Below are 20,130 nucleotides of genomic sequence, written 5' to 3'. Positions count from 1 at the left end.
CTCAACAACAGATTCTCGACCGAAGCGAGCTATGCCTCGGAGGTGGGCATTTCTGCGCTGCTGCAAACGGCAGTGCGCTGTGTTTAATTTCCCCGTGCGCCGCTCAGCAGGACCGACGGATCCCTTTGTGGTGTGGCAAACGTCGCACGTGCTCGTGCGCGAGTAATTGCAACATGTAGAGCGCGCCGCCCAACTTCAATAGATGCATTCTCGCGCGCAAAGCGCGTGTACTTTTCCTCGTACACAATCACTTCATCGAACTCTTTACCCTTCGATCTATGAACGTTCATCACAACGAGGTTGCTGACTGGCGTTCTTGCTGCTGTCATCTGGTGGGCGACGATCGCGTCTCGCAGAATTCGAGCGCTATCGACGTAACGACCGTGGTTCCGCCATGCGCGACCGAGTTCAACCTCCACATCGCTCCCACGAGACACCAGGCTCACCGTCCTCGACGAGCGTCCTGCGCGGGCAATCTCTTTGTCCTCGCTGTCACGAGCAATTGAAGCGATCGCGAGGAAGTCCGCGAACGGGTGCCCGCTGCGCGCCCGTGTCAAGCTCGTTTCGAGCAACAGTCGTAGTCGGCGAACAGCCACGCGTTCAGCGCGCACCACCCCGGCTTCGAGCGTGTCTGCTGATTGACGCAGCGTTTGTACGACCTTTGCTGCTGCTTGCGACAGGCGCTCGCTTCTCGTCTGCAGGTATGTCGCCATGGCCCGGCAGACGGCCGCCAGCGACATCTGGCCAGCGTCGGGCTGCTCTAGGACCGCGGCAAGGAAGACGGCGGCGGCAAATGCATCCTCCTGGTCAGAAACAAGTTCCATCCGCAGTGCTGGCAAAGCGGCTGATTGAGCCACCGTCATATAATCCCACACCTGTTGCGACAATTGGTTCGTCGGCGTCAGTACCGCGACAGTGCCGTTCGACTCCCGCTGGCGCTTCAATGCCGCAAGGATGAGCCACTTCAGCTGAGACAGGGGCGGATAACCGATGCCGACGATGTCAACGGCATCGTATTCGTCGAGCTTGTTCTCGCCTATGATGTCCACGCCGACAAGAACGTCCTGTCCGAACTGTGCAATGGATCCTTCTGGGCTTCGCCAATTCCAGGCGGACAGATCGAACACGGCGGGCGAGACGACGTCCATGAACTCGTCAAATCGATGCTCATTTGCGCCGGGAAGCCAATCGTACATGCGCTGATTAGGGTCGCCCAGTGCAACAAGCGCGCAATCGTCAACAAAGTTTTGCAGCAATCGCCACTGTGGGTTGACCGTGTCCTGAAACTCGTCCAGCATGATGATCGGGTAGGCATCGGCGTAGGCTTTCCTAATCAGAGGAAAGTTCTCGAGGACCTCGGCGCTCCAGTCTGCGAAGTAATCGAATGCCACCAGCCCGTCGGTGAGAAACAGCTCGCGGTTTGCAGTGTTCACGTCAGTGCTGCCAGGCAGTGAACTATTGAACGCGTACTGCTCTCCGGGCGACATGAGCCGTAAAGCACGGGGCGCACCCAATAGATACGCATGGCTTTTCAAGATTGACCAGGCAAATCCATGATAGGTACTCACGCTAAGCTTGTGGCGTAGTTCCGGAGGAAACCAGGCCGCGGAGTGTTCGAGGACACGTTGCGTGGTGGCGTTCGCGAAACTTAGGAAGAGCGCGGAACTGTGATCGAACCCTTTTGACGTCTGCGCCCACCACGCTGCGCGTCGCAGTGCCGCGGTAGTTTTGCCGCTTCCTGCACCGCCGATGACGGTCGCATGGCCACTGCTCGCAATGAACGCCTTGATGACCTCGTCGTAAAGCGTCTCCTCGGCAGGCGTCACGGCGTCTCTTCGTCAGCGGATGACGGTTCGGCGGTCGAGACGCCGGCCCCCTCAGCCCGCGGTAACGGTGATCGCGCGAGAGCACGCAGGTCGCGTAGCGCGGCGGCCATCGTCATCGGGAACTCGGCGAGCGAGAGTGTTGCTAGGAGTTCTACTGCGACCGGGTCTCCCTTAGCTTTCACAAGCAGCCTGTGCAGCGCCTTGTCATACTCAAGCGTCGACTCATCCAGCGGACCCTTAACATGCGCGGGCCAGAGCGCATCCGCGATCTGCTGGTCAACGAACGCCCGGCGTCGCTGCTCCGGTATTTCCGAGATGAGCAGATCCTCAAAGCCCTTATACTGTTGCTCAATCGTGAGGTCGCTCGCGGCGTTGATCTGCTCGAGGACAGCCGAATCCTGTTTATCAAATACGGTTGCGACCTGTTTCCCAAGGCCTTTAAAGAACTCTGCCAGGCGTGCCACGTTGGTTTCACTCTCGGCGTCGAGGAACGCCCATCCGTCCGAGTCGAGGCGGCCCATGTCGGATGCGCCGAGGAGCCGTGCTCGCTTGCCCAGTGCAGAGTACCCAGCAATCTCCGACTTTCCTTCGGAAACAATCACCCGCCTTGAGAGCAGCGCTTCGGCGAAACGAGTGCGCATTCCTTCATGGAAGAACTTGCGCTTCAATCCACTCGGCAATTCAACGGCTCGCCCCGTCATCGCACCGCTGGCGTGGTCGCGCGATAGGACCATCATCTGTTCTGGCTCGAACTCTTCAAGGATGTATGGTGAGTGCGAAGTAAAAACGGATTGCCCTCCCTTGGTTATCTCTCTAATGAGGTCGACAATCCGTTTCTGGGCAGTCGGGGGCAATGAAATCTCCGGCTCCTCGACGGCAAAGATGACGGTCCCCTCCCGCCTCTGAGCGATCATCGTGAGCATCGCGATGACCAGGGAGTTGATGGTTCCCGACCCCTGGCGCTGGAAGGGTGCTGCGTGGCTGCTTGCGCCCGTGGTCACGAATGCCCGGAGCGTCCGCCGCAACTCCTCTCGCGTGAGATCGGAGACTCGGAGGTGCGGAGTTCCAGCCCACTCCGAGGAGACAATGTCCCGCAACGTACTTTCAAGCGTAGCGAGGACCTCTCCGAACTTGTCGACGTCACCCGAGTCGGTAACCTCGCCAGCCGACGCGACCGGTAAGGCGCTCGCAACATCGATCGCTCGAAGTCGGTCTAGAAGCTGCTCCCACATCTGTACTTCAACCTCGTAAGTGCGCAGTACAACGTCGAGCAGCGACCCGCGCTCCATTGACAGCGCGCGGCTGCCGGTGCGGAGGGTTCTGAGCAAAAGAAAGCCGAATGCGCGCTTGTCTGTGGCGGTACAGCGAGCAAGGCTCTGCCCGTCAGGCGCCGCAGGGACAAGGAACCAGGTGTCGCCCACGAAGTCGTCCTCGTCCTTGTCATACCGCCCGACGAACTTGATCCGGATGCATGCCTCGCCGCCGGGGCTGCTCGGCGGCATTTCCATTGCAATCTCTTTGCCGGCATCCCAATACTCAACGTGACTCCGGAAGCGGGAGATCAATTCCGGCGTCAGGCCAGCAATCGTTACGATCACTGTCACTTCAGTGTCGAGGTACCGACCACCATAGAAGTCGTGCTCACTGATTGGGGGTCGACGATAGAGGCGGTCGGGACCGATAGTGAGCTCGATCGCTTCGAGCAGGGCTGATTTCCCCGTGTTGTTGTCTCCGAGAAGAACGGTCGTGTCCGTCAAGACGACCGAAGCGCGGGAGATACCCCGGAAGTTCTCAACGTCTACCCTTGCGACCCGCACCATGCCTCCTCGAATCGACGGCCATCAAGCCGTCCTTGTTCCACTTTCGCACGGCCCGGCAAGCCTGCGACTGCAACGCGCCGCCCACATTTGGCTTGTATTCGCGAGGCGCTCGTGAGTGAAGCTTCAGCTGATGCTTCGCTTACTGAGCCCGTAGGGCCCGAAGTCTCGAGGCGTCCCGATTGAGGATCGTCTATCGGACGTCGGTGACCCCAGACGCCTACTGGGTCAGTTCGAGGGGAACAGACGCCGGGAGATCCACACGATGAAGTTGACGATCAGGAGGGCGGCGATGGCGAGGGGGGAAAAAGCCCCAACCATATGCTGAGCCCGCTTCGACGGATCCGACTCCGAGGGCGACGGTCACAGCTGCGGACAGCACCACAAGAACGGGCACGACGAGGCTCAGAGGAGGTTGAGCGTTGAGTGCGAGCTGCGTGTCGTGAACCCATCGCTTGAGCTTCCGTGCCGAGCGCAGTCTCGGTAGCGGCTCCCTCACGGCCGCTGTGTTTCTCGAGTCTCGATCACGAGGTCGGCAATCTCCGCCGCAATCTCGTCAATGGGAGTGTCACTGGTTGATCGAGCGAATTTGTCGGCGAGGGAGGGGCTGTGCGCGGAGATGGCGGCATGGTCAACGTTGTGCCAGACCGGCAACAGGTTTTGCTGCCCGCCGACGGTGAGGGTGACGATGCCGTCGAGCTCGTACTGGGGCCAGCCCTTTGAGAAGTAAGCGTCACTGAACACGACCGCCGCGAAGCGACTGCTGCGTAGCCCCCGGTCGATGCGACGTCGAAGGCTGTCGCCGATGCGCAGCTCAGCCTTGTCAAGCCACACCGAGACTCCCCGGTCTTGCAGAGCTTGCGCGAGAGGGAGCGCGACGTCGGCCTTATCTTCGCTGGCATGCGAAAGAAAGACGTCCCAGGTGCGCCCGTCGAAGTCCGCATCGGACTCAGGCGGAAGCGGACGACGGACGGAGACCTGGCCCGAGACGCCTCGTTCCGGTGCCGATCGGTACTCAGGCAGATTCCCGCGAGGAGGCGGCTCTACCGCGACTGTCGCGTTAATGCGACCTTTCGCACCGCCGAGGTCGATGGCGACATACCAGTGCCCGTTGGACGGCACCGTGAGTCTTGCAGGACTCCTCTTGACGAGTCCTCCGGCGTATCGGAATCGTCCACCTCGGCTCGCCGCATACGTGCGGTAGTTCGACGAGTCCATCAGCAGAACGTTCGCCTGCTGACGCAGGGTGACGACGACCGTCGCCCCCTTCTTCAGCTGCCCGAGATCCTTCTTGAGATGTTCCATACCTTCAGCCTACGAGCGACCTCTGACGCGTCAGTGAGGATCCTTCTCGGCCAGATGCCAGTCAACGGGCAGCCAACGGACGTTCGAGGAACTGCACGACTCTCCGGATGTGTCTACCTTCGCTGCAAGTCGTCAGCCAGACTGCGCCACATGTCACGGTGGCGAATCGCGGCTCGCCTCACTGCCGGTCGGCAAAGCTCGGAGGCATCTGAATTTGCGCCGCAACCCGCAGTCGATGGTTCCGACGCTCAACTCGCTCCGAAACCTTGCCGGATTCAGCCTCGGGTGGTCGCTCTGCGCCCGCGTCGCTGCGGAATCTGTGCCACTAGTTCTCGACCGAGAACGCGGGCTTCGGTGAGTGGGACCTCGTCGGCGTCGCCGAGGTTAGTTCCGCCCTCTGGAAGTGTTCCCGCGACATGAAAGTGCAGATGAGGGATTGCTTGGTGCGCGCCCGTTCCGTTGTTCTGCCACACGGCGATGCCCGGGCGTTGGTATGTGCGGTCGATCGTGGTAGCCGCGTCCCTGACTGCGAGCATGAGGTCTTCCGCCTCAGCGTCCGCGAGGTCAAGCAGTGTGGGGACATGTCGAGTGGGAAGTACCAAGAGGTGCCCGATGCCACGTTGCTCTTGAGTGACAAGAACAGCGACGCGGGGTTCTGTCCAGAGAATGGTGTACGGACGTGTGCCAGCGAGGTAGGAGCAGAACGCACAGCTATCAGCCTCGGGGAGTTGCAGTGCCGAGTCGCTCATGAGGGCCTCAACGAGTTCAAAAAGGCCTGTATCTCCAGATGGTCGAGAGTGTCGTACTCGTTTGCCGGCGCGACAATGATCAGTTCATCACAGACCTTCTGCGCGCGGGAGGCGAGCATGAACGAAAGAGCAATGAACCGGACCGAGTCGACCGATGGCAGTACGGAGGATAGCTTTGATTGCCCGCCGCCGATCATGGGGATGCAGACAGTCATCCCGTTACTCTCGGCCCGAACGACCTTCCATAGCTCGCTGAGGCTGTTCCACACGCCATCGGTCGTCGACGATGCGCTGCTCTTGTTGTCCATTCGTGTGTATGCCACGAGGAAGAAGCGACGAGCGTTCTCGCGGAGCGTGACGGTGGTTCCAAGCTCGTATCGCTCGGTTTTGCCTTGCTTACCAGGGATGCTTCCCACAGTGGCGACAGCCGCCAGCTCGTCATTGATGTCGTTGTCCAGCTTGGGCAGGTCGCCGCCGTAGATGCGGTGGAGGAACTGCCCCTGCACACTGCGCGGGTCGATGTGAGGCGGCGCCGTGTCGAACGTGTCACTGGCGCCGATGATGAGGTGTGCTTCGTGCTGGTCGAATAGATTGCCGCGCCGCAGCGAGATCTTTGTCGTTGGTGCCTGGTAGCGAGTGGCGACAGGTCGCGGCCATGCCCGGGTGATGCCGTACACCAACGCGGCCACAATGCCTACCCCACCCAGCCACGCTTTGCTGGTGAAGAAGTTCGGGTCGAACAGTACGACGACGCCGCCGATACTGGCGAGCACGCCGACCAGCGCGAACGCCTGAGTCACAAGGATCTTCCAGAACCGACCGGTCCGGATGTCCCGCAGGAGCGGGGCCATCACAGCCCCAGATCAGTGTAGACGTGCTCCTCGTAGTAGTGAGGCCCCGTCTTGCTCGATGCGGCGTAAGCGGGGGCGTAGTTGTCCAATGCATGCTTGATGATCGCGGGCTGGAAGGAGACGGACAACGTGTAGTACTCCGCGTCGAGCAGAGGCTTCGGAATGAAGTTCCGATCGACGCGCCGATCACCGTCAAGGTTGGCCACCACGACCGGCAGGTTGAACTCGGCCATCACCTTTACCTCATGCGCAAGGAAAGATGTCCCATTCGAGCCCTTACGTCGCGCGTCGGCGCTTCCGAGGAGGATGACCTGCTTGGCGTTCTTCATCCGATCTCGCAAGTTGCGCTTGATGGTCTCGGGTTGGCTAGTGTCGAGCGAGACGAACAGGTCATGCGCATCGTAGAAATTGAAGTCGATGTTCTTGTTCTCCCGCCACGCCTCCATGAGCCGGTAGGAACGGATGTCCTCACTGGCGAAGGCGACATACGTCTTGTTGCGATAGCTCATGGCGTCCTCAGGTTTCTCGATGTGAGAACAATTCATATCACGCGCCCCCGACATGAAGGGACTGCCGCAGACTCATGTCCGCCTGCGGCGGCGAGAACGTCCCACAACTGCACGGCTGGGGGAACGTCTTGCAGGGCGGTCCCGTTTCGCCGTAGCGGACCTAGCGTCGACCGTTCTGCGGTCATCGCGCAGTAGTTCGGTGGCTCTCGCGTCGGGGTGGTCAGCTACAACACCGAGCCGACGCGGCTCCCGAGCACGACGTGAAGGGCGTCGTCGCGGGCTTCAAGAGCCCTGGTATCACTGTCCGATACCCGGTCGTCAACCGGACGCCCGGCAGTCGGAAGGGGGTCTTGAAGGACTGCGCCGAGCACTGTCCGGATGGGTGGTCCGGAACAGGTTCCGGTGAAGGTGCCCTGTGCCGACATGTTGCCGTCGCCCCACCCTGCACTGGAACATCACGATGAGCACCGCTGGAATGACCGACCGACCGACCTGCTTTCGCGCTCTCGGTCAGGTGAACCGCGCCGGCACCGACCGTGCTCGTGAAGTGCTGTCTGCTCCTTTCACCGGGGGCAGCGGAGACCGTGACCGAACGTCGCGCAGGAATCAGCCGGCGATCCCGTCGAGCTCGTGGACGTCGTCGTCGGACAACTCGATCCCGGCACCCGCGATGTTCTCGCGGAGGTGCTGCGACGACGAGGTGCCCGGGATGAGGAGGATGTTCGGCGATCGCTGCAGCAGCCACGCCAGGGCGACGGACATCGGCGTCGAGCCGATCCGCGTCGCGACCGCCGAGAGGGCGTCGCTCTGCAGCGGGCTGAAGCCACCGAGGGGGAAGAACGGGACGTAGGCGATGCCGTCGGCGTCGAGGTCGTCGATCAGGGCGTCGTCCCACCGGTTCGCGAGGTTGTACATGTTCTGCACCGAGACGATCGGTGCGCTGGAGCGTGCCTGCGCGACCTGGTCCGCCGTGGCGTTGCTGACCCCGAGGTGGCGGATCACGCCCTGTCGCTGCAGGTCGACGAGCGTCGCCATCGCGTTGCCGATGTCCTCGGCGACGGGTCCGTTCGCGTCCCCGAGGTGGAGGTGCACCAGGTCGAGGGTGTCGACGCCGAGCTGGTCGAGGTTGTCGTCGACCTGCGCGCGGAGCTCGTCCGGCTCGCGGGCCGCGGGCCAGCCGCCGTCGGGGTCACGTCGGCCGCCGACCTTCGTCGCGACGAGCAGGTCTGCGGCGTAGGGATGCAGGGCCTCCTTGATGAGGTCGTTGACCACGCGAGGACCGTAGGTCTCGGCTGTGTCGATGTGCGTGATGCCGCTCGCGACGGCATCGCGGAGGACGGTGATCGCGGCGTCGTGGTCCTTCGGTGGCCCTGCGACCCCGGGGCCGGCGAGCTGCATCGCGCCGTACCCGAAGCGCGTGACGGTGCGGTCGCCGAGTGTCCAGGTGCCGCCGGGGAGTGCGGTCGAGGTGGTGGAGGTGGTGTGCATGGTCGCCTTCCGGGGGCTTGTGGGACGTGGTGTCGTCGATCAGTCTTGAGGTGCTGCTTCCCGCTGGGAAGGAGTTACCCACAAGTGCGTAGGTACCCGGGAGGGACGAGATGGTGACGACGACGGCTGCCCAGAAGAAGGCCGAGGCGAAGGTGCAGTACGACGCCTTCCTCGCCGCCTGCCCCAGTCAGCAGCTCCTCGCCCGGGTCTCCGGCAAGTGGGTCACGCTCGTGCTGTCGGCGCTCGGCAGTGGTCCAGACTGCGACGGCGAGCCCCGGCCGATGCGGTACTCCGAGCTGGCGCGGACCCTCGCGGGGGTCAGCCCGAAGATGCTGTCGCAGACGCTCCGGTCCCTCGAACGCGACGGTCTGGTGTCCCGGCTCGCCACGGCGACCGTCCCCGTCACGGTGACCTACGAACTGACGGCCCTGGGGCTGTCGCTGCACCAGACGGTCCGACAGCTCAAGACGTGGTCCGAGCAGCACCGTGACGAGGTCGCGGCGCACCAGCAGGCGTTCGACGCGACCCGATGACGGACGCGGGCGGCGACGGCCGCTGGCACCGCGCCTCCAGGCCGGCGGCCCCTGGTGCGGCGACGCACGTCCGACGGGCCGGCGTCGGTGACGCCGACGCGGTGGGGCGGTTCCAGGTCCGGGCCTGGGAGCAGACCTACCGCGGGATCGTCCCGGACGCCTTCCTCGAGGCGCGGTCCGTCCGTTCGGGGATCGACCGCTGGGCGGAGCGCATCCGCTCCGGTGTGCGGCAGGTGCTCGTCGCGGAGTCGTCGGACGGGAGCCTCCTCGGAGTGGCAAGCACCACGCGTGCTTCCTCGGTGCAGGAGGACCTGCCCGACCTCGAGCTGGCGACGCTGTACGTCGATCCCGTCGCACACGGGAGCGGGTTGGCGTCGGACCTCCTGGAGGCCGCGACCGGCGGCGAGGACGCGCACCTGCTCGTGTTCTCGGTCAACTTGCGTGCTCGACGCTTCTACTCCAGGCACGGATTCGTGCTCGTCGGTGAGCCGGTGCTCGACCCGGGGACCGGCCTGGACGAGGAGCGGTGGGTCCGTCGGTCGCGCCGTGCCGGATGATGGGTCCGTGAACCGCACCGACCGCCTCTACGGCATCGTGGAGGAGCTGCGGGCCGCCGCACCGCGGCCACGCAGCGCACGTCGCCTCGCGGAACGGTTCGAGGTGTCCGTGCGGACCGTCGAGCGGGACCTCGCGGCGCTGCAGCAGTCGGGTCTGCCGATCTGGGCCGAACCCGGCCGCACGGGTGGGTACGTCATCGACGCATCGGCGACGCTCGGCCCCGCCGGCTTCACGCCGGACGAGGCCCTCGCGGTGCTGATCGGCCTCGGTGCCCTCGGCACCAGCCCGTTCCGGCAGGCCGCCGGCACCGCAGCACGCAAGGTCCTCGCCGTCATGCCGGACTGCGACGCGGCACGCGCGGGTGCCGCCGCGTCCCGGGTGCACTTCCTGGAGGCCGACGAGGACCCCGTCACGCCGGTCGCCTTCGCCGACGCCCTGCGTTCGGACCGCGTGGTGCGGCTGCGGTACCGGGCTGCGGACGGCACGGAGTCGACCCGCGACGTCGAACCGCTGGGATCGATCGAGAAGGACGGGCAGTGGTACCTGGTCGCCTGGTGCCGACTACGCGACGGTGTCCGGGCGTTCCGCGGCGACCGGATGGCGTCGATCGAGGTCACCGACGAGCGACCGCCGAGGCGCGTCCTCCGGACCGAGGACCTCGGCATCCGGTACGGGCGACTGCGGCCCGTCGTCGGCGACTGACCGCGAGCGACGGATCTCCGCGAACACCGACAGGACGGTGTCGCGACCACCGGTGAAGCTGGGCGCCGACCACGTCAGCACCAGCTCCACCGGAGGAATCTCCTTGTCGTTCGCATCCATCCGCATCGTCACCGACGACCTCGACGGCCTCGTCGCCTTCTACGAGCGGGTCACCGGGCAGCGCGCCGAGCGTCCCGCGCCCGTCTTCGCCCAGTTCACCGGCCCCGGAGCGACCCTCGCGATCGCCGGCACCGCCACCGTCGCGATGCTCGGCGGCGCCCTGACGCCCGCCACGAACCGGTCCGTGTTCGTCGAGTTCGAGGTCGACGACGTCGACGGCGCGTTCGCGGAGCTCGGCCTCACCGACGAGGACGTCGTCCTCGGACCGACCACGATGCCGTGGGGCAACCGCTCCGCCCTGGTGCGCGACCCCGACGGCAACGTCGTCAACCTGTTCAGCAGGCCGGAGCCCGACCGGGCGGAGTGATCGCGGCACCGGCGCCGATCACTGACGGCCCCGCCGTGTCCGGGAGGGACGGGGCGGGGCCGCGGGAGGAGCCTCCAGGCCGGGACGACCTACCCTGGACGGATGCTCTCCCGCCGTGACGCCGCCATCCGGCTCGACATCCCCCTCGAGATGGCCGCTCGCCACGGCATCCCCTCCCACCTGAGCGAGGCGGAGCTCGAACGGATCGAGCAGGATCCGCCCGCGTGGCTCGTGCAGTCCCGGGGCAACCGCACGGGGGCGAAGAAGGTCTGGGCGCACCTGGAGTGCGCCGTCTGCGGCTTCTCGGAGCAGGAGCGGCCGAAGAAGTGGTGGCCGGAGTGGACCCTGCTGGTGTGCGACGACCACGACGAGGTGCCGCCGCCCGCGAGCGGGACCACGCGGCACCTCGTGTACGGCATCGGCAGTCGGTTCACCGCCCTGGTCGACGAGCCCGCCTGAGCGGACCCGTTCAGTTGTCGAGCGTGACGTCGGCCCACGGAACCGGCGTCACGCCGCCCGTCTCCCAGTCCCGGCGGAGCACCCCGTAGGCCACCGACGCCAGCGGCTCCCCGCCCTCGACCGGCCACGACTCCCGGTAGTACGCCTCCTGCACCCACCCGGTGCGCAGGAACACACGACGCATCGCGGTGTTGTCCTCGCGCGTCTGCCCCTCGAAGCGCGTGACATCGGGCATCGTGCGGAACACGTGGTCGGTGACCGCGCGCAGGGCCGGCACCCCGAGCCCTCGCCCGCGGAACGCCGGGGTGAGCCGCAGGTCGAGCAGGGGTGCGGGGTCCTGCAGGTCCTCGAGCACGACCAGACCGACGCGACCGAGCCGGTCGTCGTCGAGCCACCACGAGTCGTGCTCGTCGTCGCGGAACGCGCCACCGTCGACCGCGCGCTCCAGGTCGGCGCGGGTGGGCCGCGTTCGGATGTGGAAGGGGAAGTGGGCCGACGTGTGGAAGGTGACCAGGGCCTCCCGGTCGGCGCCCTGCGGGTCGGTCCTGGTCAGCGTGATCGTCACGCCCCCACGGTACGACCCGGGGCGGTCAGCGCTCGGGCGGGGCCGTGGCGAGCAGGATCTGGGCGTCGAGCATCGGCTCCGCGCCCGCGGTCCGCGCCAGCGCGTCCGCAGCCGTGCGCACGGCGGACCGCTCGTCGGGGGTCATCCGGCGCAGTGCCGCCCGGAACTCGACGGCGCGACGTGCGAGCACGTGCTCGACGAGCGCGACGGCGTCGTCACCGGCGGTGACCAGGACCTCGCGACCGGAGGTCCTCCGGGTGACCCAGCCGTCCCGGACCAGCCGGTCGACCATCCGGGTGATGCCGGACGGGAGCAGTCCGAGCTCGTCGGCCAGGTCGCCGGCACGCAGCGGTCCGCGGGTGACGAGGAGGACGAGGATCCGGTACTGCTGCAGGGTCACCTGCTCGAGCGCCGGTGCGAGGGAGCGGAGCACGATGCCGAGTCCGACGACCGACGCGTCCACGACGGACGACTCCGTTCGTGACTGCTGCTCATCGTCGTCGCTCACGCGGACAGCCTACGGTGACGTGGCCCGGTCGACGCTGCGGTGGTCCGGCCGGAACCCGTGGTCGGTCCCCCAGAGCACCGCGTCGACCCGCGTCCGGGCGCCGATCTTGCTGTAGAGCGTCCGGATGTGGGTCTTCACCGTGTTCGGACTGAGGTGCGTGAGGACGGCGATCTCCTCGTTGCGCTTGCCCTGCGTGATCAGGGCGAGGATCTCGGACTGCCGGTCCGAGATGCCGTGCTCGCGGCCCGGCCAGTCGACCCCGGGGCCGCTCGGGACCCGGCGACGTGGTGCGTCGAGGACCTGCTCACCGGCAGCGACCCGCAGCAGGCCCTCGGCGAGTGCGTCGGCGGTGGAGCTCTTCGCGAAGTACCCGGTCGCTCCGCGGGCCACGGCGGCGTCGATGAGGTCCTGGTCCATCTTCCAGGTGAAGACGGCGACGGTGCGGATCCGGGGGTTCCGCGCCAGCCGGGTGACGTCCTCGTCGTCGGGCTCCGGTTGGGCGAACGTGTCGTAGAGGGCGACGTCGACGTCGGTGGTCACCCGGTGGCGGGCGTCGAGTTGCACGACCTCGAGGCGGTCCGAGAACGGTGCGAGCAGGTCGGCGAGGCCGCGCAGGACCAGCTCGTAGTCGTTGACGAGCGCGACACGGATGCGGTCGGGCATCTGGATCCTCTCAGGACCACCCCTGGGGGTGAGACGGACACGGGGTGACGCGCGTTGCGTCGGGATCACCACGCTACGGACGGCGATGTACCCCGTCTGCAGCCGGGCCTGGGAACCGCGACGGTTGCCCAGGAGCAAGTTTTCCTGGTCGGCGCTGTTCCGCCGGCCCTCGACCCCCCCGGAAGGACCCCCATGTCGGATGCACTCGCTCCGTGGAACGCGACGCTGACGCTCGCGGAGCACTCGATCATCGTCTACGCACTCTCCGTCGCCGGCCTCGCGCTCCTCGCGTTCTTCGTGAAGTCGCTCGTGTCGACGAACGAGGTCACCGGTCGCTACCGGACCGGCGTCTACGCGGGGACGGCGATCACCGGCGTGGCCTTCCTGTCGTACGTCGTGCTCGTCGCGTCCTTCGCGCTCGGCTACGACCGCAAGGGTGACTCGTGGGTCCCGAACGCGAACGCGATCCTGTCCTGGGCGCCCCGCTACTTCGACTGGACCGTCACCGTGCCGCTGCTCGTCATCGAGCTGCTGGCCGTCGCCACCCTGGCCGGCGTCGCGGCCCGACGTCTGCGCGCGGTCGGCGTGGCCGCCGCGTTCCTGATGATCAGCACCGGGTTCGTCGGCGGCGTCGTGGTCGACTCCGGCACGAGCATCCCGGCCCTCTGGACCTGGGGCGTCATCTCCGGCGTCTTCATGGTCATCCTGTACCTCCTCGTCATCTACGTGGTCGTCAAGGGCGGCCGGGACCTCAAGGGCTCCGAGGCGGCGGCGACGCTCCGCAACGCGGGGATCCTGCTCATCGTCACGTGGATGGCGTACCCGATCGTCTTCGGGCTGCAGGGCTGGGGCCACGGCGGTGCGGTCATCACCTGGATGCAGGTCGTCCTGTCGGCCGCCGACATCGTCGCGAAGGTCGGCTTCGGCGCGATGATCCACAAGGTCGCCAAGTTCCGGTCCGCCGAGGACGTCCGCGCCGGCGTCGACACCCTGCCCGAGGCGCTGTGGGTCTCGTCCGAGAAGCTGTCCGACGGCACGCTGCCGAACTCCGCCACTGCGCACCACTCGCAGCACGCGGCCACCGTTCCCGGTGCGCAGCATGGTCGTCGCTGACCTGTCGGTCGCGACCAGCTCGGGGGTCGGAGCGAACGTCGCTCCGGCCCCCGGCCCCGTCCGTTCGGTCCTGCCGGGCACCGTCGACGTCGCGATCGTCGGGGCAGGGTGCTCCGGTCTGGCCGTGGCGGTGCGGCTCACCGGGGCCGAGGCCGAGGCCGAAGCCGCGACCGATGTCGATGCCGATGTCGATGTCGATGCCGGCGTCGGCGCTGCGCGGACTCCGTCCGTCCTCGTGCTCGAGGGGCGCTCGACGCCCGACCCGCGGTCGTGGTGCTCCTGGGACGACGGCAGCGACCCCCTGGCCGAGGCGCGGTCGGCGAGCTGGGTTCGCTGGGAGGTCCGTACCGACCGGGGAACGAGCACCGGGAGCGACCCCGCACACCCGTACGTGCTCGTGCGGGCCGCTGACCGTCGGAGCGCCGCCGACCGACGCATCTCGGCCGGACGACACGACACCGGTGGGACGGTCCACGTCGTCGACGGTGCCCCGGTGTCCGCGATCGCCCGGACCGACGACGGGTGCGTGGTGACCTCCCGGCTCGGGACGGTCCACGCGCGTCAGGTGCTCGACGCCCGCGGGCCCCGGTGCCCGGACCACGTCGGGGCAGGCCGCGTGCTCCTGCACCAGCGGTTCGTGGGGCACTGGATCACCGCCGACCGACCCGTGTTCGACACGTCGACCGTGACGCTCATGGACTTCACCGGGCAGGACGCCGCCGGGCCCGTTCGGTTCGTCTACGTCCTGCCGGTCTCCCCCACCGAGGCACTGGTCGAGAGCACCCTGTTCACCCGGGACGCCGCCGATCCGTTCGACCACGAGGCCCACGTCGCCGGGTACGTCGGGCGACGGTGGGGGCTCGGTCCGGACGAGTGGCGTGTGGTCGACGAGGAGCGCGGGTGCATCCCGATGACCGACGCACCGGCGCAGCCCGACGCGCGGTGGTCTGCGGCGGCGGCCGTCGTGGGGACGACCCGGCCGAGCAGCGGCTACGGCTTCGCCCGGAGCAACCGGCACAGCGCCGTCGTCGCGCAGCACCTCGCCGCCGGCACCGCGGTGCCGCCGTTCGTCGACGGCTGGCGGACGCGCTTCCTCGACGCGGTGTTCCTGCGGTTCCTGCGGGACCGGCCGGAGCAGGCCGCGGAGGCGTTCCGTCGACTCTTCGCGCTGCCCGGTCCCCTCGTCGTCCGGTTCCTGTCGGAGCGGTCGGGCCCGATCGACGAGCTGCGCATCGTCCTCGCGCTGCAGAAGCGCCCGTTCCTGGCGGCACTGGTCCGGACCGTCCGTGACACGGTCGTCCGCACCCGGAGCCGATCGTGACCGCGGTGCCGGCCCGTGCCCTGCCCGACCGCGGGTTCGCCGCGCCGCCCGCGCTCCGCACCTGGGTCGCCGACCGCGTGCTCGCGCCGGTCACCGCGGTGCTGGCGCTCGTCGCACTCGCCTGTGCCGTCACCACGCTCGGCGGCGTCGCCGTCCCCCTGGCGGTGCAGCTCGTGCCCTTCGCGGTGAGCGTGCTGGTCTTCGGGCTCCCCCACGGCGCCCTCGACCACCTCGTGCCCGCACGCCTGCGTCCGGGGACGAGCACCGCGCGGTCGGTCGTCACGGTCGTGGCGCTGTACCTCGTCGTCGGCGCGGTGACCGTGGCGCTCTGGACCACCGCACCGCTGCTCGGGTTCGCGGTGTTCGTCGGGATCACCTGGTTCCACTGGGGGCAGGGCGACCTGTTCGTCGACCGGCTGCTCGGCGACGGCGTGCCCGGTGCGCTCGGGTCCACCCTGACCGTGGCGGTGCGCGGAGCACTGCCGATGCTCGTGCCGTTCGTCGCGCAACCGGGCGCTGCGGTGCACGTGGTCCTCGAGTCGGCGGCGGTGGTCGACGGGAGCCTCGACGGCGCAGTGCTCGTCGTGCCCGGGGCGGTCCGGCTCGCCGGGGCCGTCCTGGTCGTCGCACTCGTCGTGCTGCACGTCGTGGTCGTCGCCCGCTCCGACGGACCGCGGTGGCGGCAGGTCTCGGAGGACCTCGTGCTCGTCGCGTTCTTCGCGGTCGTGCCGCCGGTGCTCGCGGTCGGCCTGTACTTCACGCTGTGGCACGCGGTCCGGCACATCCTGCGACTCGAGCTGACCGAGCCGACCAGTGCGGGGCAGCTGCACCGCGGGCGGCTGCTCGCGCCGTTCCTCCGCTTCGCCCGCCAGGCGTGGCCGATCACCGCGATCGCGGTGGCGATGCTCGTGGCGCTCGCCGTCGTGGTCCGTCGCGCCGACCTCGGCGTCTACCTGGTCCTGATCGCCGCACTCACCACCCCGCACACCGTGGTCGTCACCTGGATGGACCGGGTCCAGCGCACCTGGGCCGGAGGCCCGCCCGAGGCCACCCGCTCAGCACCCCGAACGAAGGACACCCCGTGACCACCACACCCGCTCCCCGTCCGTCCGGCCTGCGCACGGGCGCGGTGTTCGCCGGTCGCATCCTCGTCATCGCGGCGGCCGTCGGCCTGGTCGGGTGGATCGCCTTCACCCTGTCGAACGTCGTGGTGCCCCTGCTCATCGGGCTGGTCGTCGCGGCGCTGCTCGTACCGTTCAGCGCCGTGCTGCAGCGTCGCGGTGTCCCGGGGTGGCTCGCGATCATCCTCGCGCTGTTGTCGCTCGTCGTCGGGATCGCCCTGCTCGTCTTCCTGGTCGTCTGGCGCGTCAGCGAACAGCTCCCGAGCCTCGAGGACCGCACGGTCGCGCTCATCGGCACCGTGCAGGACGTGCTGCGGCACCCGCCGTTCGGCCTGCCGTCGGTCGACCTCGACACGCTCTCGACGGACGCCAGGACCTTCGTCGAGCAGCACGCCGCCGAACTGCAGCAGGGCGTCGTCGTCGCGGGTGCCACCCTCGTGCACCTCGGCGAGGGGCTCTTCATCGTGACCTTCGTGACGATCTTCGCGCTCACCGGCGGTCGTCGGATGTGGGAGTGGGTCGTCTCGCTCTTCCCCCGGGCCGCGCAGCACCGGATCGGCGTCGCCGGCGAGGCGGGGTGGACGACGCTGACGCACTTCATCCGCGTGCAGGTCGTCATCGCGGCCACGGACGCGATCGGCATCGCGCTCGGGGCCTTCCTGCTCGGGGTGCCCCTCGCCGGACCGATCGGTGTCGTCGTCTTCGTGGGGGCGTTCATCCCCGTCGTCGGGGCCTTCGCCGCCGGCGCGGTCGCGGTGCTGCTCGCCCTCGTGTTCAAGGGCTGGGTGGTCGCCCTCGTCATGCTCGGGATCGTCGTGCTCGTGCAGCAGCTCGAGGGTCAGGTGCTGCACCCGTTCCTGACCGGGTCCGTCGTCGCGGTGCACCCCCTGGCGGTGCTGCTCGCCGTCATCGCGGGCACGACCATCGGCGGGATCGCCGGCGGGTTCTTCGCCGTGCCGCTCGCCGCGACCGCGAACTCGATGATCCGTGCCGCCCGGCAGGACGACCCCGACGTCGAGATCGCCCTGCCCGTACCGAAGAACGCCGAGCCTGCGGACTGAGCCCGCCGCCGGGGCCCGCCGCCCGGCCCCGCGGTCACCGCCCCCGGCGGTAGGCGCTCCCGTCGCACGTGTGCACCGCGTCGTCGTCGAAGAGCAGGCGGAGCGAGTACGCCGCACAGTCGACGAAGGTCGCGATGCTGATCCACGTCCGGGACCGTCGGAGCTCGCCCTTCGACGGGCCGTCCGAACCGATGCCCGCGCGGTGCACCACCCAGGCCAGGTCGCGGGCCTCGGTGTCGAGCCACCGCATCACGGCCTCGTTGTCCCGGTGCTGCCCGTCGTAGGAGCGGGCGATGGTCGCACGGACGAGACGCAGCACGGGCATGAGCCGCTTCCCCGGCGCCGCACTGAGCCCTCCCGCCTGGTACAGCAGGCGGCGCACCCCCTTCCGGCGCATCGCGGGGACGAGCTCCTGGACGAAGGCGGTGTTCACGAGGCGGTCACGCTGCGCCACCACGTCGCCGAGCATCAGGACGACCGCGTCCACCCCGTCGAGCAGGGCGTCGAGGTCGAGCGGTGCCGTGATCGAGCCCTGCACGACCTCGAGCGCGTCGTGTTGCACGGGGAGCTTCGCGGGATCACGGGCGAGTGCACGGACACGGTGGCCGGCATCGAGGGCGAGTCGGGTGAAGTGCCGTCCGGTCTGCCCGGTCGCACCGAGCACCAGGAGTGTGCTGGAAGTGGTCATGGGACCAATCTAGGCAGTGACAAGAATCTGGTCAATGCCTAGATCGGGAGTAGGATGACCCGGTGAGCGACCGACCCTTCCACCACGGGAACCTGCGCGCCGCGCTGCTCGACGAAGCGATGTCCGTCGTGCGCGAGTCCGGCGTCGATGCGCTGTCCCTCCGGGAACTCGCACGCCGGGTGGGCGTGAGTCACGCCGCACCGCGGAGTCACTTCGCCGACCGGCAGGCACTGCTCGACGACCTCGCCGAGGCCGGCTTCCGCCGCCTGACCAGCGAGGTCCGGCGGGCCGTCGACGGACGCCACGACGTCCGGGAGCGGTTCCTCCGCGTCGCGCACGCCTACGTGGACTTCGCCATCGACGACGCCGCGCTCATGGACCTCATGTTCCAGACCGGCGCAGCCAGCCGCCCCGACGCGGTGTCGGATGCGGCCCGGGACCTCTTCGACACGCTCGACAGTGCGATGGGTCCGCGGGTCGCGGGGACGGATGAGGGCGCCCGCGACACGTTCAAGATGCTGTTCGCCGCGTCGATGCAGGGCATCGCCGCCCTCGTCGCTGCCCATCGGCTCGCGCGCGCTGACGGAGACCGGCTCGTCGGCGACGCGATGGAGATGATGCTCGGGTCGGACCTCGCGGCCCGGACGGTCAACGCCCGCTGACCACCGCGTCCCGCCGCATCCGCACCAGGCTCGCACCCGTCGCGCCCGCCATCGCCACGAGGATCACCACGAGGGACACCCACGTCGGGATCTCCGGCGCCCACGAGAAGCCCTCGCCGCCGTTGAGGAACGGCAGCTCGTTCTCGTGCAGGGCGTGCAGCACGAGCTTCACACCGATGAACGCCAGGATGAGCGCGATCCCGTACTTCAGGTAGACCAGGCGCTCGAGCAGCCCACCGAGCAGGAAGTACAGCTGCCGCAGGCCCATCAGGGCGAAGACGTTCGCGGTGAAGACGATGAAGGCGCTCTCGGTGATGCCGAAGATCGCGGGGATCGAGTCGAGCGCGAACAGCAGGTCCGTCGTCCCGATCGCGATGAGCACGATGAGCAGCGGGGTGAAGTGCTTCGCCCCGTCCTGGGACACGCGGAACTTCATGCCGTCGAACTCGTCCGTGATCCGGACCCGCCGGCGGAGCAGGCGGACGAGGGCGCTGTCCTGCTGTTCCTCGTCGTCGTCCTCGCGGAGCTGCTGGATCGCGGTCCAGATCAGCCACGCGCCGAACAGGTAGAAGATCCAGGTGAAGTCCTCGATGAGCTGCGCGCCGACCAGGATGAACACCCCGCGCAGCACCAGGGCGATGATGATGCCGAGCATCAGCACCTCCTGCTGGATCGCCTTCGGCACGCTGAAGCGCGCCATGATGATGACGAACACGAACAGGTTGTCGATGCTCAGGCTGTACTCGGTCAGCCAGCCGGCGACGAACTGCCCGGCCGCGTCCCCACCCGCGAAGACGAGCGTGAGGACGGCGAAGACGAGCGCCAGCCCGACGTAGACGCCGACCCAGGCTCCGGACTCCCGCAGGCTCGGCACGTGCGGCCGCCGGGCGACGATGAGCAGGTCGACGAGCAGGATCGCGACGAGCGCGATGATCGAGCCGACCTCGAAGACGACGGGGAGCTGGGGCATCGTCCCAGTCTGGGGCATGCGGACGGGAGGCGCGGGGGGGGGCCCCCCCCCCCCCCCCCGCCCCCCGGGGCGCCCCCCCCCCCCCCCCGGGGGCCCCCCCCGCGGCCCCCACCGCGTAAAGGGGGGGGGCCCCGGTGTTGTTCAACACCGGCGACCGCCCGCCGGCGGGGGCGG

22 protein-coding genes are annotated in these 20,130 nt (G+C 67.9%); 10 read left to right on the top strand and 12 right to left on the bottom strand.

Features of this window, described 5'->3' with window-relative positions; translation table 11 throughout:
* Nucleotides 1–83: 83 nt before the first annotated feature.
* From ACIPEQ_RS15670 to ACIPEQ_RS15640, 7 genes are all read right to left on the bottom strand, one after another.
* Nucleotides 84–1,826, bottom strand: coding sequence for a UvrD-helicase domain-containing protein (locus tag ACIPEQ_RS15670; protein WP_402715892.1), 1,743 nt, complete (start codon nucleotides 1,824–1,826; stop codon nucleotides 84–86).
* Nucleotides 1,823–3,646 (bottom strand): ATP-dependent nuclease, encoded by a 1,824-nt coding sequence (locus tag ACIPEQ_RS15665; RefSeq protein WP_402715891.1) that lies wholly within the window; start codon nucleotides 3,644–3,646, stop codon nucleotides 1,823–1,825. The genes ACIPEQ_RS15670 and ACIPEQ_RS15665 overlap by 4 nt, the downstream gene beginning before the upstream one ends.
* 492 nt (nucleotides 3,647–4,138) lie before the next feature.
* Nucleotides 4,139–4,948 (bottom strand): DUF1883 domain-containing protein, encoded by an 810-nt coding sequence (locus ACIPEQ_RS15660; RefSeq protein ID WP_402715890.1) that lies wholly within the window; start codon nucleotides 4,946–4,948, stop codon nucleotides 4,139–4,141.
* Nucleotides 4,949–5,223: 275 nt separating this feature from the next.
* Nucleotides 5,224–5,697, bottom strand: coding sequence for an HIT family protein (locus ACIPEQ_RS15655; RefSeq protein ID WP_402715889.1), 474 nt, complete (start codon nucleotides 5,695–5,697; stop codon nucleotides 5,224–5,226).
* Complete coding sequence (locus tag ACIPEQ_RS15650; RefSeq protein ID WP_402715888.1) at nucleotides 5,694–6,548, bottom strand: macro domain-containing protein; 855 nt, start codon at nucleotides 6,546–6,548, stop codon at nucleotides 5,694–5,696. Before ACIPEQ_RS15650 ends, ACIPEQ_RS15655 begins: the two co-directional genes overlap by 4 nt.
* Complete coding sequence (locus ACIPEQ_RS15645) at nucleotides 6,548–7,057, bottom strand: TIR domain-containing protein (RefSeq protein WP_402715887.1); 510 nt, start codon at nucleotides 7,055–7,057, stop codon at nucleotides 6,548–6,550. The genes ACIPEQ_RS15650 and ACIPEQ_RS15645 overlap by 1 nt, the downstream gene beginning before the upstream one ends.
* Nucleotides 7,058–7,663: 606 nt before the next feature.
* Complete coding sequence (locus ACIPEQ_RS15640; protein ID WP_402715886.1) at nucleotides 7,664–8,545, bottom strand: oxidoreductase; 882 nt, start codon at nucleotides 8,543–8,545, stop codon at nucleotides 7,664–7,666.
* Between the two features lie 110 nt (nucleotides 8,546–8,655).
* Here ACIPEQ_RS15640 and ACIPEQ_RS15635 point away from each other — a divergent pair, with 110 nt between their 5' ends.
* From ACIPEQ_RS15635 to ACIPEQ_RS15615, 5 genes are all read left to right on the top strand, one after another.
* On the top strand, nucleotides 8,656–9,078 hold the full coding sequence (locus ACIPEQ_RS15635; RefSeq protein ID WP_402715885.1) for a winged helix-turn-helix transcriptional regulator: 423 nt from the start codon (nucleotides 8,656–8,658) through the stop codon (nucleotides 9,076–9,078).
* Nucleotides 9,075–9,635, top strand: coding sequence for a GNAT family N-acetyltransferase (locus ACIPEQ_RS15630; protein ID WP_402715884.1), 561 nt, complete (start codon nucleotides 9,075–9,077; stop codon nucleotides 9,633–9,635). The genes ACIPEQ_RS15635 and ACIPEQ_RS15630 overlap by 4 nt, the downstream gene beginning before the upstream one ends.
* A 7-nt stretch (nucleotides 9,636–9,642) precedes the next feature.
* Nucleotides 9,643–10,338, top strand: a complete 696-nt coding sequence (locus ACIPEQ_RS15625; RefSeq protein WP_402715883.1) for a helix-turn-helix transcriptional regulator — start codon at nucleotides 9,643–9,645, stop codon at nucleotides 10,336–10,338.
* A 103-nt stretch (nucleotides 10,339–10,441) separates the two neighbouring features.
* Nucleotides 10,442–10,825 (top strand): VOC family protein, encoded by a 384-nt coding sequence (locus tag ACIPEQ_RS15620; protein ID WP_402715882.1) that lies wholly within the window; start codon nucleotides 10,442–10,444, stop codon nucleotides 10,823–10,825.
* 102 nt (nucleotides 10,826–10,927) lie between these two features.
* Nucleotides 10,928–11,284, top strand: coding sequence for a hypothetical protein (locus tag ACIPEQ_RS15615; RefSeq protein ID WP_402715881.1), 357 nt, complete (start codon nucleotides 10,928–10,930; stop codon nucleotides 11,282–11,284).
* A gap of 10 nt (nucleotides 11,285–11,294) precedes the next feature.
* Here the strand turns inward: ACIPEQ_RS15615 and ACIPEQ_RS15610 are convergent, their stop codons facing one another.
* From ACIPEQ_RS15610 to ACIPEQ_RS15600, 3 genes are read right to left on the bottom strand one after another with little or no spacing between them, the layout of a single operon-like run.
* Nucleotides 11,295–11,849, bottom strand: coding sequence for a GNAT family N-acetyltransferase (locus ACIPEQ_RS15610; RefSeq protein WP_402715880.1), 555 nt, complete (start codon nucleotides 11,847–11,849; stop codon nucleotides 11,295–11,297).
* Nucleotides 11,850–11,874: 25 nt separating this feature from the next.
* Nucleotides 11,875–12,357 (bottom strand): MarR family transcriptional regulator, encoded by a 483-nt coding sequence (locus ACIPEQ_RS15605; protein WP_402715879.1) that lies wholly within the window; start codon nucleotides 12,355–12,357, stop codon nucleotides 11,875–11,877.
* A gap of 9 nt (nucleotides 12,358–12,366) precedes the next feature.
* On the bottom strand, nucleotides 12,367–13,020 hold the full coding sequence (locus ACIPEQ_RS15600; RefSeq protein WP_250366397.1) for a response regulator transcription factor: 654 nt from the start codon (nucleotides 13,018–13,020) through the stop codon (nucleotides 12,367–12,369).
* Nucleotides 13,021–13,212: 192 nt separating this feature from the next.
* Between ACIPEQ_RS15600 and ACIPEQ_RS15595 the strand changes: the two genes are divergently transcribed.
* The 4 genes from ACIPEQ_RS15595 to ACIPEQ_RS15580 are packed head-to-tail and all read left to right on the top strand — an operon-like array spanning nucleotide 13,213 to nucleotide 17,636.
* Entirely contained in the window at nucleotides 13,213–14,133 is a 921-nt protein-coding gene (locus tag ACIPEQ_RS15595; RefSeq protein WP_402715878.1) for a bacteriorhodopsin, read from the top strand.
* Nucleotides 14,120–15,454 (top strand): lycopene cyclase family protein, encoded by a 1,335-nt coding sequence (locus ACIPEQ_RS15590; protein ID WP_402715877.1) that lies wholly within the window; start codon nucleotides 14,120–14,122, stop codon nucleotides 15,452–15,454. The genes ACIPEQ_RS15595 and ACIPEQ_RS15590 overlap by 14 nt, the downstream gene beginning before the upstream one ends.
* The gene (locus ACIPEQ_RS15585; RefSeq protein ID WP_402715876.1) at nucleotides 15,451–16,539 is read left to right on the top strand and encodes a Brp/Blh family beta-carotene 15,15'-dioxygenase; all 1,089 of its coding nucleotides are present in this window, start codon (nucleotides 15,451–15,453) and stop codon (nucleotides 16,537–16,539) included. Before ACIPEQ_RS15590 ends, ACIPEQ_RS15585 begins: the two co-directional genes overlap by 4 nt.
* Entirely contained in the window at nucleotides 16,536–17,636 is a 1,101-nt protein-coding gene (locus ACIPEQ_RS15580; RefSeq protein ID WP_402715875.1) for an AI-2E family transporter, read from the top strand. The genes ACIPEQ_RS15585 and ACIPEQ_RS15580 overlap by 4 nt, the downstream gene beginning before the upstream one ends.
* 34 nt (nucleotides 17,637–17,670) lie before the next feature.
* Here the strand turns inward: ACIPEQ_RS15580 and ACIPEQ_RS15575 are convergent, their stop codons facing one another.
* Nucleotides 17,671–18,324 (bottom strand): NAD(P)-dependent oxidoreductase, encoded by a 654-nt coding sequence (locus ACIPEQ_RS15575; RefSeq protein ID WP_402715874.1) that lies wholly within the window; start codon nucleotides 18,322–18,324, stop codon nucleotides 17,671–17,673.
* A gap of 62 nt (nucleotides 18,325–18,386) precedes the next feature.
* On the opposite strand from ACIPEQ_RS15575, the gene ACIPEQ_RS15570 reads away from it, so the two are divergent.
* Nucleotides 18,387–18,986: a TetR/AcrR family transcriptional regulator gene (locus ACIPEQ_RS15570; protein WP_402715873.1), complete on the top strand. Its 600-nt coding sequence runs from the start codon at nucleotides 18,387–18,389 to the stop codon at nucleotides 18,984–18,986.
* Here the strand turns inward: ACIPEQ_RS15570 and ACIPEQ_RS15565 are convergent.
* Nucleotides 18,973–19,956 carry a TerC family protein gene (locus ACIPEQ_RS15565; protein ID WP_402715872.1) on the bottom strand — a complete coding sequence of 328 codons (984 nt, stop codon included), beginning with the start codon at nucleotides 19,954–19,956 and terminating at the stop codon, nucleotides 18,973–18,975. The genes ACIPEQ_RS15570 and ACIPEQ_RS15565 overlap by 14 nt on opposite strands.
* Between the last annotated feature and the right edge of the window lie 174 nt (nucleotides 19,957–20,130).

It is taken from the genome of Curtobacterium sp. NPDC087080 (assembly GCF_044745105.1).
In the GTDB taxonomy this organism is placed as follows: domain Bacteria; phylum Actinomycetota; class Actinomycetes; order Actinomycetales; family Microbacteriaceae; genus Curtobacterium.
This window is presented reverse-complemented; position numbering and strand designations above follow the sequence as displayed.